Source organism: Bradyrhizobium sp. CCBAU 45394 (assembly GCF_028128655.1).
Lineage (GTDB): Bacteria > Pseudomonadota > Alphaproteobacteria > Rhizobiales > Xanthobacteraceae > Bradyrhizobium > Bradyrhizobium diazoefficiens.
Genome location: NZ_LBIX01000177.1, coordinates 129,743 through 145,952, shown reverse-complemented (window position 1 = coordinate 145,952; position 16,210 = coordinate 129,743). Strand labels below are relative to the sequence as shown.

13 protein-coding genes are annotated in these 16,210 nt (G+C 66.1%); 8 read left to right on the top strand and 5 right to left on the bottom strand.

Annotated elements, in window-relative coordinates; genetic code table 11:
* Positions 1–32: 32 nt before the first annotated feature.
* Both WN73_RS41475 and WN73_RS41470 read left to right on the top strand, forming a co-directional pair.
* Positions 33–1,961: a hypothetical protein gene (locus WN73_RS41475; RefSeq protein WP_028175593.1), complete on the top strand. Its 1,929-nt coding sequence runs from the start codon at positions 33–35 to the stop codon at positions 1,959–1,961.
* Between the two features lie 11 nt (positions 1,962–1,972).
* Entirely contained in the window at positions 1,973–3,589 is a 1,617-nt protein-coding gene (locus WN73_RS41470; protein WP_028175592.1) for a PEP/pyruvate-binding domain-containing protein, read from the top strand.
* On the opposite strand, the gene WN73_RS41465 is transcribed toward WN73_RS41470, so the two are convergent.
* Positions 3,583–4,422 (bottom strand): RMD1 family protein, encoded by an 840-nt coding sequence (locus WN73_RS41465; RefSeq protein WP_028175591.1) that lies wholly within the window; start codon positions 4,420–4,422, stop codon positions 3,583–3,585. The two genes, WN73_RS41470 and WN73_RS41465, sit on opposite strands and share 7 nt — an antisense overlap.
* A gap of 331 nt (positions 4,423–4,753) precedes the next feature.
* On the opposite strand from WN73_RS41465, the gene WN73_RS41460 reads away from it, so the two are divergent.
* The 3 genes from WN73_RS41460 to WN73_RS41450 all read left to right on the top strand — a co-directional run bounded on the left by WN73_RS41460 (position 4,754) and on the right by WN73_RS41450 (position 6,521).
* On the top strand, positions 4,754–5,329 hold the full coding sequence (locus WN73_RS41460) for a glycosyl transferase (protein ID WP_011085300.1): 576 nt from the start codon (positions 4,754–4,756) through the stop codon (positions 5,327–5,329).
* A 77-nt stretch (positions 5,330–5,406) separates the two neighbouring features.
* A complete protein-coding gene (locus WN73_RS41455) occupies positions 5,407–6,381 on the top strand; it encodes a bifunctional helix-turn-helix transcriptional regulator/GNAT family N-acetyltransferase (protein ID WP_028175590.1) in 975 nt (324 codons plus the stop codon).
* Positions 6,381–6,521 (top strand): hypothetical protein, encoded by a 141-nt coding sequence (locus WN73_RS41450; RefSeq protein WP_156149833.1) that lies wholly within the window; start codon positions 6,381–6,383, stop codon positions 6,519–6,521. The genes WN73_RS41455 and WN73_RS41450 overlap by 1 nt, the downstream gene beginning before the upstream one ends.
* A 210-nt stretch (positions 6,522–6,731) precedes the next feature.
* Here the strand turns inward: WN73_RS41450 and moaB are convergent, their stop codons facing one another.
* Both moaB and ypfJ read right to left on the bottom strand, forming a co-directional pair.
* Entirely contained in the window at positions 6,732–7,295 is a 564-nt protein-coding gene (gene moaB / locus WN73_RS41445; protein ID WP_028175589.1) for a molybdenum cofactor biosynthesis protein B, read from the bottom strand.
* Positions 7,296–7,553: 258 nt separating this feature from the next.
* Positions 7,554–8,495, bottom strand: a complete 942-nt coding sequence (gene ypfJ, locus WN73_RS41440; RefSeq protein WP_011085297.1) for a KPN_02809 family neutral zinc metallopeptidase — start codon at positions 8,493–8,495, stop codon at positions 7,554–7,556.
* Between the two features lie 413 nt (positions 8,496–8,908).
* On the opposite strand from ypfJ, the gene WN73_RS41435 reads away from it, so the two are divergent.
* The 3 genes from WN73_RS41435 (at position 8,909) to WN73_RS41425 (ending at position 11,397) form a co-directional block, all read left to right on the top strand.
* Positions 8,909–10,039, top strand: a complete 1,131-nt coding sequence (locus WN73_RS41435) for a site-specific DNA-methyltransferase (RefSeq protein WP_011085296.1) — start codon at positions 8,909–8,911, stop codon at positions 10,037–10,039.
* Positions 10,040–10,251: 212 nt separating this feature from the next.
* Positions 10,252–10,578 (top strand): hypothetical protein, encoded by a 327-nt coding sequence (locus WN73_RS41430; RefSeq protein ID WP_028175588.1) that lies wholly within the window; start codon positions 10,252–10,254, stop codon positions 10,576–10,578.
* 132 nt (positions 10,579–10,710) lie between these two features.
* Positions 10,711–11,397, top strand: coding sequence for a glutathione S-transferase family protein (locus WN73_RS41425; RefSeq protein WP_028175587.1), 687 nt, complete (start codon positions 10,711–10,713; stop codon positions 11,395–11,397).
* Positions 11,398–11,467: 70 nt separating this feature from the next.
* On the opposite strand, the gene WN73_RS41420 is transcribed toward WN73_RS41425, so the two are convergent.
* Both WN73_RS41420 and WN73_RS41415 read right to left on the bottom strand, forming a co-directional pair.
* Entirely contained in the window at positions 11,468–13,477 is a 2,010-nt protein-coding gene (locus WN73_RS41420; protein WP_039184963.1) for a HAMP domain-containing methyl-accepting chemotaxis protein, read from the bottom strand.
* 399 nt (positions 13,478–13,876) lie between these two features.
* Positions 13,877–15,886 carry a HAMP domain-containing methyl-accepting chemotaxis protein gene (locus WN73_RS41415; RefSeq protein ID WP_271558085.1) on the bottom strand — a complete coding sequence of 670 codons (2,010 nt, stop codon included), beginning with the start codon at positions 15,884–15,886 and terminating at the stop codon, positions 13,877–13,879.
* Positions 15,887–16,210 lie beyond the last annotated feature (324 nt).

Here is a 16,210-nt window from a genome sequence, read left to right as displayed (position 1 = left end):
AAGGACGGCATCAACCGTTGCGCGGACAGACCATGAAAACCCAGATCATCGAAGAACTCGGACAGGGCGACATCCTGTTGCCCGCGCTGGTGGCGGAAGGGCTTGCCGCCAATGACCGCATCAAAGTGCGGATGAGTGCGCTCCAGGCGGCGGCTCGGCATGCGCAAGATCCCGATCGTCCCGCCAGCGAGCTTGCGGTCGAGAGTCACGCCGCCGGCATTGCACCAGCCGCGATCGCAACGCTGATCGGCGGCGCCCATCTGGTCGGACCGTCCCGGCTCGCGGCGCCGAACCTCGCCAAGCTGATGAAGGAGATCCAGGACGACGCTGCGGCCATGATCCGCGCCGTCAGCGCCGGCGCGCCGTCGGACGGCGACAAGGCGAACGCGCGGCTGACGGCCGTCCGAAGCGCGGGTCTGCTCGATGCCACCAATGAAATCGATCTTTCCCGCATTGCGCGCCTGACCGGCGTTGCCGAGACGGCCGGCGACAGCCTCCATCGGCTGGTGATGGATCTGCACAAGGCGCTGAACAAGCTTGCGGCGAACTGTTCGGAGGAAACGCTCGACGGTGCCCATGTGTTCGGACTGCACGGCGAAGATCGCGGCGCGGTGGAGGCCTTCATGAAGGGTCTGAACCAGACGCGAAGGCTGAAGTTCAACCACCCCGGTCTCGACACCATGGCGACCCGCTCGGGCGGCCGGCTGCTGATCCAGAACGACATCGGCACCACGGACGCCCATGTGGTGGTGATCGCGGTCAAGAAGAACGCGGTCACTGTCACCTACACCGACGTACATCTGGCGCGGGCAAAATTCTTCATCTCGCTGTTCGACAAGTTCGAGGCGAGTTGGAGCGGGCTCGACCGCCACACCGCCGCAGGCCTCGGCGAAGACCATTCATTCTATCTCGTCACCGGCCAGTATCAGCCGGCTCACGCCGCGGATCGCAACGAATTCCTCGCGGCCGTGGGCGCCGCGCTGGTGTTCCTGATCGACTGGAACAAGGCGCGCAAGCTGCTGCGGACCTGGGTTGCCAAGGACGACGCCACACGAATCCTGGAATGGGCGGCGCGACAGCGGATCGGCCATCGCGGCTTTCTCGAGCTCGGCGGCAACGAGCTGTTGGGGTCGGCGGTGCGCAACGCCGCCCCCGCGCGCATCGGCTTCGGCGAGCGGCTCGACCAGGCGCTCGGCCGCGCCGCGGCGATCGATTTTCTGAAGGCGGCACTGCGCGCCTCCACCGAGGCGCTGCTCGCAGGTCGCTCCGTCAGGACGGTCCGCGACCAGATCGAAGCCGACCTGGTGCGGCATCTGGAGCGCGTTGACGGCACCCTGCTCGCCGCGGTGCTGCGCCAGATCGGGCTTGCCCATGATCTCGTTGCGGCGATCTCCCGCCATATTGCGACGCTTCGGGCCGGCCAGCCGGCCGATCGCAAGCTGCTGGCGGTACGCTGCGGCGCGATCGAACAGAAGGCCGATCGCATTGCGCTCGAAACGCGCAAGGAAGTCGACCGGCTCAACGCCCGGCCAACGATCGCCCAGTTGATCGATCGCGCCGAAGAGGCCGTCGACGAACTGGAGCAGGCGGCCTTCATCGCCTCGCTGATGCCTGAGCGAACTGATCCGTCGCTGCTGGCCGCACTCGCCGAACTCTGTGTGGTGGCGATGACCGCGACAGAGGTCGCGGCCAGCGGCGTCGCCGCGGCCACCGACGTGCCGGAAGGGCGGCGCGCCGATTCCGAGGATGCGCTGTCCGCCGTGACCCGTCTGATCGATGCCGAACATGCCGCGGACGGCCACGAGCGTGCGACGACCGCGCTGGTCTTCGGCGGCGGCTTCGACGTCGCGACCTCGCTCTCGGTGCTCGAGCTTGCCCGCGCCATCGAGCGCGCCACCGACCGTTTCGCCGGCTTCGGGCATCTGTTGCGCCGGCACATCATGATCGATCTCGCAGCCTAGGGGGAAGCACCATGCATATCGTGCGTATCGGCGCCGAGGCGACCGAACTGCGTCCCGCCGAGGAGATCGGCGCCAAGGCCGCCAACCTCGCCCGGATGGCGGCACTGGGCCTGCCGGTGCCGCCGGCTTTCGTGCTGCCGGTCAAGCTCTGCGCCGACATCATCGCGGGGCACGCGCATGCGGAGCGTCATCTGAGCGACGGGCTCAAGGAAGGAATTGCCTTCCTGGAGAGCGCGACCGGAAGGCGGTTCGGCGACCGGCGGCTGCCGCTGCTGGTCTCGGTGCGCTCGGGCGCCGCCCGATCGATGCCGGGCATGCTCGACACCGTGCTCAATGTCGGCTGCACGTCGGATGCCGTGCACGGCCTGATCCGTGCGACCGGCCGGCCGCGGCTCGCCTGGGACTGCCGGCGGCGCTTCCTGGAGAGTTTTGGCGAGACCGTGCTCGGGCTGGACGCCGCCGCATTCGCGGCCCGCATCTCGGAACTGGTCGAGGCCGAAGGTGCCGAGAACGATCGCGCGCTCGACAGCGAAGCGCTGGAGCGGCTTGCCGGCGACGAACAGGCGCTGGTCGAGGATCACGCCGATGGCTGGCTCGAGGATGCGGTCGCGCAGCTCGAAGCCGCGGCGCAAGCCGTCTACCGGTCCTGGACGAGCGAGCGGGCGAAGACCTATCGGAAACTCCAGCAACTCGAAGGGCTCCAGGGCACCGCCGTCACGGTGCAGGCGATGGTGTTCGGCAATGGCGGGCTGGCATCGGGTGCCGGCGTGGCCTTCTCGCGCGATCCTTCGACCGGCGCACCGCGCCCGATGATCGATCTCGTGCTCGATGCGCAGGGCGAGGACGTCGTGTCCGGGCGCCGCTCCCCCGACGCCGAGGATGCGATCGTGCGCGCACTGCCGCGGACCGAAGCCGAGCTTGTCGATATCCTGAAGCGGCTCGAGCGTGAATTTTGCGACGTGCAGGACGTCGAGTTCACCGTCGAGGATGGCAGGCTGTGGATCCTCCAGACGCGCGCGGCCAAGCGAACGCCGCGTGCGGCGGTCAGGATCGCGATCGACCTCGTGCATGAGGGGCTGATCACGCAGGACGAGGCGCTGGAGCGGATCGCCGGGATCGACCTCGCCTCGCTCGCCGCGACCGCACTGGTCTGCGCGGGCGAGCCGGCGGCGATCGGCATCGGCGCGTCCGGGGGCATCGGCGTCGGCCGCGCGGTCTTCGACGCCGAAAGCGCCCAGCGCCTGTCGGCCACAGGCGATCCGGTCATCCTGCTGCGTCCCGATACCAGCACCGCGGACGTCGCAGGCTTCGCGGTGGCGGCCGGCATCGTCACGGCGGTCGGCGCGCGGACCTCGCATGCGGCGCTGGTGGCGCGGCAGATGGGCAAGCCCTGCGTGGTCGGCTGTCACGCGCTGAAGATCGATCCTGTCTCGCGGCAGGCCCAGCTTGCCGACGCGACATTGTCGGAGGGCGACTGGATCACGATCGAGGGCGATGCGGGACAACTCTATCTCGGACGCTGCCGCACGGTGGAGACGCGCCCCGACGCCGAACTCGCCGAGATCGCGAAATGGCAATCGCAGGCCGGCGACCTCGATCCGCCGGCACGCGCCGCCGCGGCTCAGTGAATGCCGGCGAAGATCTGGATACACCCGATCGCGACCTCGATCAGGATCAGCACCACCACGGCGATCTCGAGACGCAACGAGCGCTCGGTGTCGATGATGTCGGTCAGCGCATTGGCGGTCTCGGACACGGCGGTGAGCTTGCGCTCGAGCGTGTCGAGGCGCTCCTTCAATTCGTACTCGTCTTCGAGACGGGCATAGAGCCGGTCGAGCTCGGGCTTCTCCCAGAGCACGTCGGGCTTCTCGGCGACGGCGACGCGGCCGGCGACGCGCTGCTGCACCAGCAGCGCGTTGCCGATCAGTTGCAGAATGGCCCTGCGCCGGCGCGGCGTGCGGCCGCGCTCGGCGAGCTCGCGCGCGAACGGCTCGATGACGTCGAACACGGCCGCGACACGCCGTTCGTCGCGCGCCAGCGACGTGCTCTTGGCGAGCGCGTCGGCAACCAGAAGCAACCGGTCGTCGGAGAATTTGGCGAGGCAGATCGGCCCGCCCGGCTGGATCACCTCGGCGTTCTCGTCGTTGCAGAGCTGCGCCTGCGCGGTCTCTTCCTCATAGGGGCTGAGCTCGCCGATCACGCGCGGCTTCAGGCTGTCGATCAGCACCTTCTCCTCCGAAGGCAACAGGCCGATCAGCACCACGACGCCGTAGCGGAAGATCACGGCAAGGCCGGCATGGACGCGGAAGGCGGCCGGCGTCGACGACACCAGCGCGCCGAGCTCGAGGCCCGAAGCATTGATGCGGTCGCCCAGCATCAGCGCCCGGATCCGCAAGGTCGGCGCGGCGGCCGGCCTGGGAGATGTCGACGGCGCGCTAACAGCAAGTTGATCGGCAGTCATACGAAGCCCTCTTCAGCACAATGGATTGCCTGCTTTTCCCGTTCCCGGGCGTCGTTCCACTCGCATCCTCCTCTCGTAGGATTGCGATCCGCCTGCGTGGCGCGCAATATCGGAACGAAACTCCGGGTTAATACGGTCAAGACAAAGCTGCGCCGAAATATTCAGCAACATTGCCGTCCCGCGCGGGACATCTTTGGATGCGATGGCTCTGGCAGTTTACCATCGAACGGCGGAGCCCCGCCGAAAAGTTGCACTCGGCATTGCCGCGTGTTTATGACAACATCATAACAAGTTACGCTTCTCCCGAAGTGCGGACATCGAAGCCTCAACCATGCTGAGCGTCATCATTCCGACCGAGGGCGTCGAGCAGACGGCGGTCGCAACTCTGGCCGCGCTGGTCCCCGGCGCCGCCGCGGGCATCGTCCGGGAAGTGCTCCTGGTCGACGGCACCCGCAACGGCGTCATCGAGCGCGTGGCCGACGTCGCCGGCTGCCGTTTCATCGGCTTCGAGGGATCCTCGCAGGGCGCGGCGCTGGCCGCCGGTGCGCTCCAGGCCCGGTCGGCCTGGCTGATGTTCCTGCCCGCAGGCGCGGTGCTGGAAACCGGCTGGATCGAGGAGACCACCCAATTCATCCAGGCCGTCGCGAGCAGCGGCCGGGACCGCGCGGCGGTGTTCCGCTACGCCCGCTCGCCCTACGCCGACACCGGATTCCGCGACATGCTCCGCGCCGTGGCCCGCAAGCTGGTCGGCCCGCTCGGCGATCAGGGACTTTTGATCGCGCGTGACCATTACGACCGGATCGGCGGCTACCCGCCCCAGGCCCGCCGCTCCGAGGCGCGGCTGCTGCGCCGGCTCGGCCGCTCGTCCCGGACCATGCTGCGCAGCCGGATCGTCATGGTCGGCTAAAGCCACCTTTTATACTCACTCTTGATGCTTGCCAACGTCAAATAATTGTTTGACAATGGCAAATATTGAGGTGACCCATGCCATCAAGCCCTCTGCCATCAAGCTCGTCGTCATCAAGCGCTGCGGCCGGACAGGTCGCCGACGACCAGGTTCAGGCGGTCCGCGCCTTCAACCGCTTCTACACCCACAAGCTCGGCGTTCTCGACCAGCAGCTCCTGAAGAGCCCGTTCTCGCTGAGCGAGGCCCGCGTGCTCTACGAGCTCGCCCATGGAGGCGTGCAATCGGCCAAGGAGATCGGCATCGCGCTCGGGCTCGACGCCGGCTATCTCAGCCGCATCGTGCAGAATTTCGACGAGAGCGGCCTGATCGCCCGCAAGCCACTTGCCAGCGACCGCCGGCAGGTTCAGCTCAGCCTGACCGCAAAGGGCCGCCAGGCCTTCGCCAAGCTGGAGCGCTCGTCCCAGGAGGACGTCGCCGCGATGCTGCGGCCGCTGCCGGACGAGGAGCGCAGGCGGCTCACCGGAGCGATGGAGACGATCGAGCGGCTGCTCGCTTTGCCGCGCGCGCCGGCGCCGCGCGCGATCCTGCGCGATCCCCGCCCCGGCGACATGGGCTGGGTGGTGCAGAGCCACGGCGCGCTCTATGCTGGCGAATACGGCTTCGATTCCGGCTTCGAGGCGCTGGTGGCCGAGATTGTCGCCAAATACATGACCTCCTACGATGCCTCGCGCGAGCGCTGCTGGATCGCCGACATCGAGGGCCGCCCGGTCGGCTCGGTGTTCCTGGTGAAGGCCAGCGACGACGTCGCCAAGCTGCGGCTGCTGCTGCTCGACCCCGCCGCACGCGGACAGGGTCTCGGCCAGCGGCTGGTCGCCGAATGCGTCTCGTTCGCACGGGCCTGCGGCTATCGGCGGATGACACTGTGGACGCAGAGCAATCTCACAGCCGCGCGAAAGATCTATCAGGATGCCGGCTTCAAGCTGGTCGCCACCGAGCCGCACCGCAGCTTCGGCCAGAACCTCGTCGGCGAAACCTGGGAGCGCGATCTCTGATGCACCAGCGGCACCAATCCGCGCACCGCATCACCGGAGAGCTCGTCGATCTCTACAAGCGCCGGGCGCGACGCCTGCACGCGGAGGCGTGCCGGCAGATGTGGCTGATGGTGTGGAGTTCGCTGACCAGCAAATTCTAGTCGAGAACGAGTGTCGCAAAGAGCGAGATGCGCATCGCTATGCCCTCGCCCCTTGTGGGAGAGGGCAGCGACGCCGGTAGACGCGGGCTCAGATGGGTGAGGGGTATGTCTCCACGAGCACAGGTCTCCGCGGAGGGAACCCCTCATCCGGCGCTTCGCGCCACCTTCTCCCACAAGGGGGAGAAGGGAAGAAAGCGTCAACGCCGGCAACTACGCCGTCGCGCCTTGCGCCTTCGGCCGGCGCAGATGCTCGTCGAGGCGCGGCATGATCTCGACGAAATTGCAGGGGCGCGTGCGGTAGTCGAGCTGAGCGGCGAGAATGCCGTCCCAGCCGTCGCGGCAGGCGCCGGGAGAGCCGGGCAGGCAGAAGATGTATGTTGCCCCGGCAACGCCCGCGGTGGCGCGGCTCTGGATCGTCGAGGTGCCGATCTTGGCGTGGCTCAGCATGTGGAATGCGATCGAGAAACCGTCCATGCGTTTCTCGAACAAGGGCTCGATCGCCTCCGGCGTGACGTCGCGCCCGGTGAAGCCGGTGCCGCCGGTGGTGATGACGACGTCGACGCCGCTATCTGCAATCCAGCGGCGGATGACGGCGCGGATCGCCTCGACGTCGTCGGTGACGATCTCGCGCGCGGCAAGATGATGGCCCGCGTCGGTGAGGCGGTCGGCCAGCGTCTGGCCGGACTTGTCGTCGGCGAGCGCGCGCGTGTCGGAGACGGTCAGCACCGCGATGTTGAGCGGGATGAACTGTTTTGCTTCGTCGATCGAGGCCACGACTTCACTCCTGTTTCCCCGGCCACCGCCGTCATCCCCGGACGAACGCATTTGCGTTCGCTCTGGAGGTGCGCGCTTTTGCGGCGCAAGCGCACCGCAAGGGCGCACCTCGAAGGATAGGCCGGGAGCTCGCCATCCTTCGAGGCTCGCCGAAGAGGCGAGCACCTCAGGATGACGCCACTACTCCTGCATTCCCGGATGCGCAATTGGGCATCATAGTTCGTGCTGCGCTACGTCCGGGGCACGAAGTCCAGTGTACTACGACCCGCCGCCGAACGTGTTGCAGGCCTGGACCGTGCCCTGCTGGTAGCCGGTCATGAACCATTGCTTGCGCTGCGCGGCCGAGCCATGGGTGAAGGAATCGGGCACGACGCGTCCGGTGGCCTGACGCTGGAGCGTGTCGTCGCCGATCGCACTGGCCGTGGTCAGCGCGGCGTCGATATCGCCGGCTTCCAGGAAGTTCGGACGCTTCTTCGCCTCGCGGTTGACCCAGACGCCGGACAGACAGTCCGCCTGCAACTCCACCTTGACCTGGAGCGCGTTGGCCTCAGCCTTGCTGCCGGCCTGCTGCTGAAGCCGCGTCACGCGCGGAATGATGCCGAGCAGGTTCTGGATGTGGTGGCCGGCCTCATGCGCGATGATGTAGGCGGTGGTGAAATTGCAAGCCGACTTGCCGGAGCAGCCGCGGAAGCGCGTCTCGACCTCGCGGAAGAAGCCGGTGTCGAGGAAGATGGTGCGATCCGGCGGACAGTAGAACGGACCCATCGCCGACTGCGCCATGCCGCAGCGGCCGCCATTGGTGGCGTTGCGGAACAGCACGATCTTCGGACCGGTGTAGGACTGGCCGCTGGCCTGGAAGATCTCGCTCCAGCGGTCGTCGATCTCGCCGAGGATGCCGGAGATCATGCTGCCCATCTCGTCGGTCGGCGCGCCGCGCTTGGCCGACGTCGACTGGCGATCGGTCTGGTAGCTCGGCGCCTGGCCGCCGCCGGTGAGGATCTCGGCGCCGCCGATCAGGATGCGCGGATCGATGCCGAAGGCGTAGCCGATCAGGCCGAGCACGATGATGGTGCCGATGCCGAGCCCGCCGCCGCCCATGGGCAGGCCGAACCCGCCGCCTCCGCCGCCGCCAAACCCGCCGCCGCCTTCGTCGCGACGATCCTCGATGTCGTCGCTGCGGCGGAAATCATCGTAGCGCATGGCGGGCTTCCCTTAAGTCCTTGATGGCGTCAATTGGGCGCAAATGCGACAAAGCTCAACGCGCCACATACGTAAAATTTCCGTTGCCTTTATCAATATCCCGCTCGGCAATTATTGCCTAGTGCGACAGCATGCCGATGCCAGCAATTTTTTCCGAGGGTTGAGCAATTTTTTCCGAGAGAAATTTGGAGTCGTTTCGCAGCTCCAGCGGCTCCCGCAGCGCGAAGAAACGAGAAATACACTGTAAAACTCGGCGAATGCGAACAGCGAACCACGCACGACGCGCGATGCGAGGCCTGCACACGAAAGCGGCGGATTAAGTCGATTTTTACTTTGCCCCTTCAATGTAACGGTCAGTCGGTTGTTTGGTCCCGCGTCGCCGACAGCGTCGCCTGAGTCAGAGTTCTTGAGTCATGGTAGAGTCGCGTCGCGGGGCGTCTGCAAGGGCGCCCCGCACAAATTTTGAGTCTTCGTCGCATCGCATCATCCTCGGTGATTGCGTCGCCGAGATGTCGAAGCTTCAGGCTGGTTCGGTCGATCTGGTGTTCGCAGATCCGCCGTACAATCTCCAGCTCAAGGGCGATCTGAAGCGCCCCGACGAATCCCATGTCGATGCCGTCAACGACGACTGGGACAAGTTCGATTCATTCTCCGCCTATGACGATTTCACCCGCGCCTGGCTGCTTGCCGCCCGCCGCGCGATGAAGCCGTCGGCGACGATCTGGGTGATCGGCTCCTATCACAACATCTTCCGCGTCGGCGCGATCATGCAGGACCTCGGCTTCTGGCTCCTGAACGACATCGTCTGGCGCAAGACCAACCCGATGCCGAACTTCCGCGGCCGCCGCTTCACCAACGCGCACGAGACCATGATCTGGGCCGCGCGCGACGAGAAGGCCAAGGGCTACACCTTCAACTACGAAGCGCTGAAGGCCGCCAACGAGGACGTGCAGGCACGTTCCGACTGGCTGATCCCGCTCTGCACCGGCGAGGAGCGCCTCAAGGGCGCCGACGGCAAGAAAGTGCATCCGACGCAGAAGCCGGAAGGCCTGCTCGCGCGCGTGCTGCTGTCGTCATCGAAGCCCGGCGATCTCGTGATCGACCCCTTCAACGGCACCGGCACCACCGGCGCCGTCGCCAAACGTCTCGGCCGCTCCTATATCGGCTTCGAGCGCGACAAGACCTACGCCAAGGCCGCCGAGGCCCGCATCGCCGCGGTCGAGCCGCTGCCGGAGGCAAGCCTTGCCCCGTTCATGACCGCGCGCGAGGCGCCGCGGGTCGCGTTCTCCGAGCTGATCGAGCGCGGCATGATCATGCCCGGCACGAAGCTGTTCGACGCCAAGAAGAAGCTCGGCGCCCTGGTCCGCGCCGACGGCGCCATCATGTTCGGCGACAAGGTCGGCTCGATCCACCGCATCGGCGCGGTGGCGCAGGGCGCGCAGGCCTGCAACGGCTGGACCTTCTGGCATGTCGAGACCAAGAAGGGTCTCAAGCTGATCGACGAGCTCCGCGCCGAGATCCGCTCCGGCATGGCGGCGGAGTAGTCCTCCCTCTCCTCCGTCATTCCGGGGCCCGCGAAGCGAGAACCCGGAATCCATCGAACCCAAGCACACGCCGCCCAATGGACTCTCAGATGCGCAATTGCGCATCATAGCTCGCGCCAAGAGGCGCGCCCCGGAGTGGCAGCGGTGGTTGAAAGCCAGCGGAACCAGGACTAGATTCGACCGATCAGCCCCGTCCTGACCGGTTGGCTCTCATGCGACGACAGTCCGAGACCTTGCTGCTGGTGCCGCTGCTGCCGATCTTCCTGCTCGGCATGTTTCCGATGTTCCTGATCGCGCTGCTGGGATTTTTCGGCCTCGCTCTGTTCGGCGTGCTCGTGGTCTGCGTCGGGCTCGCCAGCAGCAACGAGGCGCACGACGACTTCAATCACGACGTCATCGTGCACGGCTACTCGCGCGGATCGGAGCGATCGGCACGGGCCTCCGACATGCATCTTGCCGCGCGGCTCGGGCTGCGGCTGGAAGCCGTCGGCGCCGGGATGATTATTACGGCGGCGATCGGCCTTTGTTACGCCGGCTGATCTGCGCGGCGCGCAGGTACCGCCCGGCAAACTCGCCGGTTGCCCTCCCCGACGAGCTTCAGGCAAGACAGGCCGGCCCCGCGGCAATGACGCTGCGTTCACTCTCGGCAAGAAACACTGGGGAGATGTGTGATGCTCAAATTCTACTTCAACGGTTCGCCGAACCCGACCAAGGTCGCGCTTTATCTCGAAGAGTCCGGCCTTCCTTTTGAGCCGGTGAAGATCGACACCCGCAAGGGCGAGCAGTTCACGCCGGATTTCCTCAAGATCAATCCGAACGGCAAGGTGCCGGCGATCGACGACGGCGGCACGATCGTGTTCGATTCGAACGCCATCCTGCTCTATCTCGCCGAGAAGACCGGAAAATTCCTGCCCACCGCCTCGTTGCGCGGCGAGACGCTGTCATGGCTGATGTTCATCGCCACCGGCGTCGGCCCGTATTCGGGCCAGGCCGTGCACTTCAAGCATTTCGCGCCGAAGGACCAGAACCACGACTACGCCCATAACCGCTATCAGTACGAGACCGATCGCCACTACAAGATTCTCGACGGCCACCTCAAAGACCACCGCTACATGGTCGGCGACAGCTATTCGATCGTCGACATGGCGCTGTGGGGCTGGGCGCGGATGGTGCCATTCAAGCTCGGCGACGACGCCTTTGCACGATATCCGAACGTAAAGCGCCTGGTCGACGAGATCTCGGCGCGCCCTGCGGCTGTGCGCGCGATCGGGCTGAAGGACAAGTTCACCTTCAAGGCCGAGATGGACGACGAAGCGCGCGCCAACATGTTCAAGCACATGATGACCAAGGTCGCCTGATCGCGCCACGCCTTCAACCCGGGTCCACGCGCCTGCGCGTGGACCTTTGCTTTTGAAATGCCCGCGCCGATCAGGCGGCGTGGACCGAGTTCAAGAATCTCGCGACCTCCTGCTTCAGCCGGTTGCTGTCGGCCGACAGCGAGCGCGCCGCCGAGAGCACCTGCGAGGAGGCCGAACCGGTCTCGGAGGCGCCGCGCTGCACGTCGCCGATATTGGTCGAGACGCGCTGGGTGCCGTGAGCCGCCTGCTGGACGTTGCGGGAGATTTCCTGCGTCGCCGCGCCCTGCTGTTCGACGGCCGCGGCAACCGTCGAGGAGATTTCCGACAGCCGCTCGATGGTGCCGCTGATCTCCCTGATGGCGCCGACGGATTGCTCGGTAGCGGCCTGGATGTTGGAAATCTGCTGGCCGATCTCACCGGTGGCCTTCGCGGTCTGCTCGGCCAGCGCCTTGACCTCGGAGGCAACCACGGCAAAGCCGCGGCCGGCCTCGCCCGCGCGCGCCGCCTCGATGGTGGCGTTCAGCGCCAGCAGATTGGTCTGGCCCGCGATGGTGCTGATCAGCTCGACCACGTCGCCGATGCGGGCGGCGGCCTTGGAGAGCTCGCCGACCCGGTCGTTGGTCCTGCTCGCCTGCCCCACCGCCTCGCTGGCGATGCGGGCGGATTCCTGCACCTGGCGGGCGATCTCGCCGACAGAGGAGGAGAGCTCTTCGGTCGCGGAGGCAACCGCCTGTACGTTGGCCGAGGCCTCTTGAGAGGCGCTGGCGACCTCCGTGGACAGGTCCTGGGCCCGCGAGGCGGTCGTGGTCAACGTGCCGGCTGAGGCCTCCAACTCGTTCGATGCCGACGACACGGTGTCGACGATCTCGCCGACCGCACGTTCGAACTGATTGGCCAGGTTTCTCATGTCGGCCTTGCGGCCCTCGGCCTGCCGCGCCTCGACCTCGACCTGCTCGTGACGCAGGCGCTCGGTCTCGACCATGCTCTCCTTGAACACCTGGATCGCCTTGGCCATGTCTCCGATCTCGTCGCGATTGCCACGGCCCGGAATCTCGACCTTGAGATCGCCACCGGCGAGGGCTCCCATCGCCCGGGTCATCGTGGTCAGCGGTCCGACGATGCTGCGCGCGATCAGGAAGGCGACGAGGCTGCCGAACAGGATCGCAAGGCCGCCGGCGACTTCCTGGATCCAGGTCGTATTGGCAATGACGCCATCGGCGGCCGCGCGCGACTTCTGGTAGTCGGCCTTCAATCCGGTCTCCGCCACCTTGAGCTTGTCGACGCTTTCGCCGATCAGGGGAGCGATACTGTTGCGGTAGATTTCATCGGCCTGGAGGATGGCGGCGGAGGTCGTCTCGAACGCCGCCTTGTAGGCCGAAAGCGAGCTCTTGATCGGTCCGAACGCGACCTTGACCTCGTTCGGCAGACCGGCCCCCTCCAGTGACTTGAGCGCTTGCTGCGCCCGATCGACATTGGTCCTGAAGGTCGCCGGCCCCTTTGCGTCCCGGACGGCGAGGAAGCGCCAGTTTGCAACACGAACCAGCAGGATCTTGGATTCGAGATCGGCGACGGGGGCGGTCACGCTGGTATCGCCGGTTTCACGCGCGGCGTCGACGAGCTTGCCGGTGTTGGCGGTCAGCTCATCGCCGCCGGCGAGCAGAACAGCCTTGCCTTTCGCCGTCTCGTTGACCGCAGCGCCCATGCGCTCGCGCAGGGACTTCATCTTTTCGACGTCACCGATCAGGCCATTGTAGATCTTGAGCCGCTCCTCGGAGACCGTCGACTTGGCCGCGTCCTTCAGCAGCTCCACCGTCGCCCCCTCCCGCTCCGCAGCCTCCTTGAAGGCCGGCTCGTTGGCGTCATAGATGTAGCGGAGATTGGCGCGCCGCAGCGCCTGGAGGTTGATCGAGATTTCCTGGACGCGGGCCGTGTTGTCCGAGAGTGCGGATAGCCGCGCCATCTGGCCCTGGACCGCCCACAAATTCCAGATCGCGACCGCGGCCATGATCAAGCCCACGACAACGAGAACCGAAAATCCGGCGTAGAGACGCCCCCGGATTCTGAAATGCAAGCTCGGCATCTTCACCGTCCATCCATAGCAAGAGAGATGGAGCAACCGAACGACTCCCCGACGTCGCAGCGGCCCCCCGCCCAGCCGCAATCACCTTTCGGAGATTCGCGCTGCACCGCGACACCATGAAGAATACTTCTTAATTCAATGCTGCATTTGCCACGCGTCGACTACGGAGGATCGCACGAAAGATGCCGTGGTGATGGCAGGCGCCGCCAGTTCTGCGATCATCTGAACAGGAAAGTGGCAATCGAATTTGTCCGGCGCGGCTTGCGCCAGGATGCGGCGCGAGTCACACGCCCGATTGTATCGACGAATTTATCCGGGCCTCGAGCAACTTCCGGCACGCCACCATCGCAGGTCCACGCGCCTGCGCGTGGACCTTTGCTTTTGAAACGCCCGCGCCGATCAGGCGGCGTGGACCGAGTTCAGGAACCTGGCGACCTCCTGCTTCAGCCGGTTGCTGTCGGCTGACAGCGAGCGCGCCGCCGAGAGCACCTGCGAGGAGGCCGAACCGGTCTCGGAGGCACCGCGCTGCACGTCGCCGATATTGGTGGAAACGCGCTGGGTGCCGTGGGCCGCCTGCTGGACGTTGCGGGAGATCTCCTGCGTCGCCGCGCCCTGCTGCTCCACGGCGGCCGCGACCGTCGAGGAAATCTCCGACAGCCGCTCGATGGTGCCGCTGATCTCCCTGATGGCGCCGACGGATTGCTCGGTAGCGGCCTGGATGTTGGAAATCTGCTGGCCGATCTCACCGGTGGCCTTCGCGGTCTGCTCGGCCAGCGCCTTGACCTCGGAGGCAACCACGGCAAAGCCGCGGCCGGCCTCGCCCGCGCGCGCCGCCTCGATGGTGGCGTTCAGCGCCAGCAGATTGGTCTGGCCCGCGATGGTGCTGATCAGCTCGACCACGTCGCCGATGCGGGCGGCGGCCTTGGAGAGCTCGCCGACCCGGTCGTTGGTCCTGCTCGCCTGCCCCACCGCCTCGCTGGCGATGCGGGCGGATTCCTGCACCTGGCGGGCGATCTCCGAAACCGAGGAGGACAGCTCCTCGGTCGCGGAGGCAACCGCCTGTACGTTGGCCGAGGCCTCTTGTGAGGCGCTGGCGACTTCCGTGGACAGGTCCTGGGCCCGCGAGGCGGTCGTGGTCAACGTGCCGGCCGAGGCCTCCAACTCGTTCGATGCCGACGACACGGTGTCGACGATCTCGCCGACCGCCTGCTCGAACTGGTCGGCGAGCCGGACCATGTCTTTCTTGCGGCCCTCGGCCTGCCGCGCCTCGACCTCCACCTGCTCCGCGCGCATGCGCTCGGTGTCGACCATGTTGTTCTTGAACACCTCGATCGCCTTGGCCATGTCGCCGATCTCGTCGGTCTTGCCGCGGCCGGGAATCTCGACCTCGAGATTGCCACCGGCGAGCAGCCCCATCGCGCGCGTCATCGAGGTCAGGGGACCGACGATGCTGCGGGCGATCAGGAAGGCGACGATCAACCCGAACAGAACGGCGAGGCCGCCCGCGATCGCCTGCACGGACGTCGTGCCCTCGATCACGGCTTCGGCGGTGGTACGCGAATCCTTGTAGTCCTTCTTCAGGGTGGTTTCGGCGACCTTGAGCTTGCCGATGCTCTCGACGATGAGCGGGGCGAGGTTCTTGTGATAGATCTCGTCGGCCTGGAGCATCGCGGCCGACGTCGTCTCGAACGCGGATTTGTAGATTCCGAGCGAGGTCTTCACCGGCGCGAGCGTGGCGCGCAATTCCGTCGCCTGCGGGCTCTTTTCGAGCGCCGTGAGCCGCTGCATGGCCCTGTCGACATTCGTCCTGAAGTTGGCCGGCCCCTTGGTGTCGCGCAAGGCCAAGAAACGCCAGTTCGCGATCTGGACGAGAAGGAGCCTGGATTCGAGGTCCGCAACGAGGGCCGCGGTGTCTTCGTCAACGGCTGCGCGCGCCGTATCGACCAGCTTGCCCATCTTGACGGTCAGTTCGTCGCCGCTCGGCAACAGCGTCGCCTTGCCGGTTCGCGCCTCGTTGACGGCGTCGCCGAGATTGTCACGCAGGCTCCGCATCCTGGCGATGTCGGTGATGAGATCTTCGTAGAGCTTGCGCCGCTCCTCGGAGGCCGTCCCCTGCGCTCCGACCTTCAACAGCTCGGTCGCCGCGGCTTCCCGTTCAGAAGCTTCCTTCATCGCAGGTTCGCTGGCGTCGTAGATGTAGCGCAGATTGGCCCGCTGGATCGCCTGGAGATGGGTCGAGATCTCCAGAACCCGCGCCGTGCTGTCCGAGAACGCCGAGAGTTTTGCGACCTGATCCTGCACGGCCCGCAAGTTCCAGATGGCGACCACCGCCATCACGAGACCGACCGCCACCAAGGCCATGAAGCCTGCGTACAGGCGTCCCCTGATCCGCAAACGAAATTTCGGCATTCCCACTGTCCACCCAGATGCATGTGAATTCGAGCGGCCGAACGTCCGGCGATCGTCACCGGCCACCCTGGCAGCCGTGGGTCGTTGCTCGGCGACCCACGCTGCACCGCGACACAATGGGGGACACTCGTTAATTGAACCTTCTAATCCTTCGCGCGTGCGCGCGAAGGATCGCAGCAGAACTGCTGATTTTATCGGCAGTTGCGCAAGGTTTTGGCGCAAGGCCCGCAGGCGCATGCAGATCGCTGCATGGAGCGTCCCGATGGACGTTCGTCAGGCCGCCCCTGCGTCATTTTGCCAAGCGCGTTCTCGACCGCTTCCAGC

Coding starts and splice junctions, on each gene's coding strand:
- WN73_RS41475 (WP_028175593.1), top strand. CDS start 33: ATGAAAACCCAGATCATCGAAGAACTCGGACAGGGCGACATCCTGTTG.
- WN73_RS41470 (WP_028175592.1), top strand. CDS start 1,973: ATGCATATCGTGCGTATCGGCGCCGAGGCGACCGAACTGCGTCCCGCC.
- WN73_RS41465 (WP_028175591.1), bottom strand. CDS start 4,422: ATGACTGCCGATCAACTTGCTGTTAGCGCGCCGTCGACATCTCCCAGG.
- WN73_RS41460 (WP_011085300.1), top strand. CDS start 4,754: ATGCTGAGCGTCATCATTCCGACCGAGGGCGTCGAGCAGACGGCGGTC.
- WN73_RS41455 (WP_028175590.1), top strand. CDS start 5,407: ATGCCATCAAGCCCTCTGCCATCAAGCTCGTCGTCATCAAGCGCTGCG.
- WN73_RS41450 (WP_156149833.1), top strand. CDS start 6,381: ATGCACCAGCGGCACCAATCCGCGCACCGCATCACCGGAGAGCTCGTC.
- ypfJ (WP_011085297.1), bottom strand. CDS start 8,495: ATGCGCTACGATGATTTCCGCCGCAGCGACGACATCGAGGATCGTCGC.
- WN73_RS41435 (WP_011085296.1), top strand. CDS start 8,909: ATGGTAGAGTCGCGTCGCGGGGCGTCTGCAAGGGCGCCCCGCACAAAT.
- WN73_RS41430 (WP_028175588.1), top strand. CDS start 10,252: ATGCGACGACAGTCCGAGACCTTGCTGCTGGTGCCGCTGCTGCCGATC.
- WN73_RS41425 (WP_028175587.1), top strand. CDS start 10,711: ATGCTCAAATTCTACTTCAACGGTTCGCCGAACCCGACCAAGGTCGCG.
- WN73_RS41420 (WP_039184963.1), bottom strand. CDS start 13,477: ATGCCGAGCTTGCATTTCAGAATCCGGGGGCGTCTCTACGCCGGATTT.
- WN73_RS41415 (WP_271558085.1), bottom strand. CDS start 15,886: ATGCCGAAATTTCGTTTGCGGATCAGGGGACGCCTGTACGCAGGCTTC.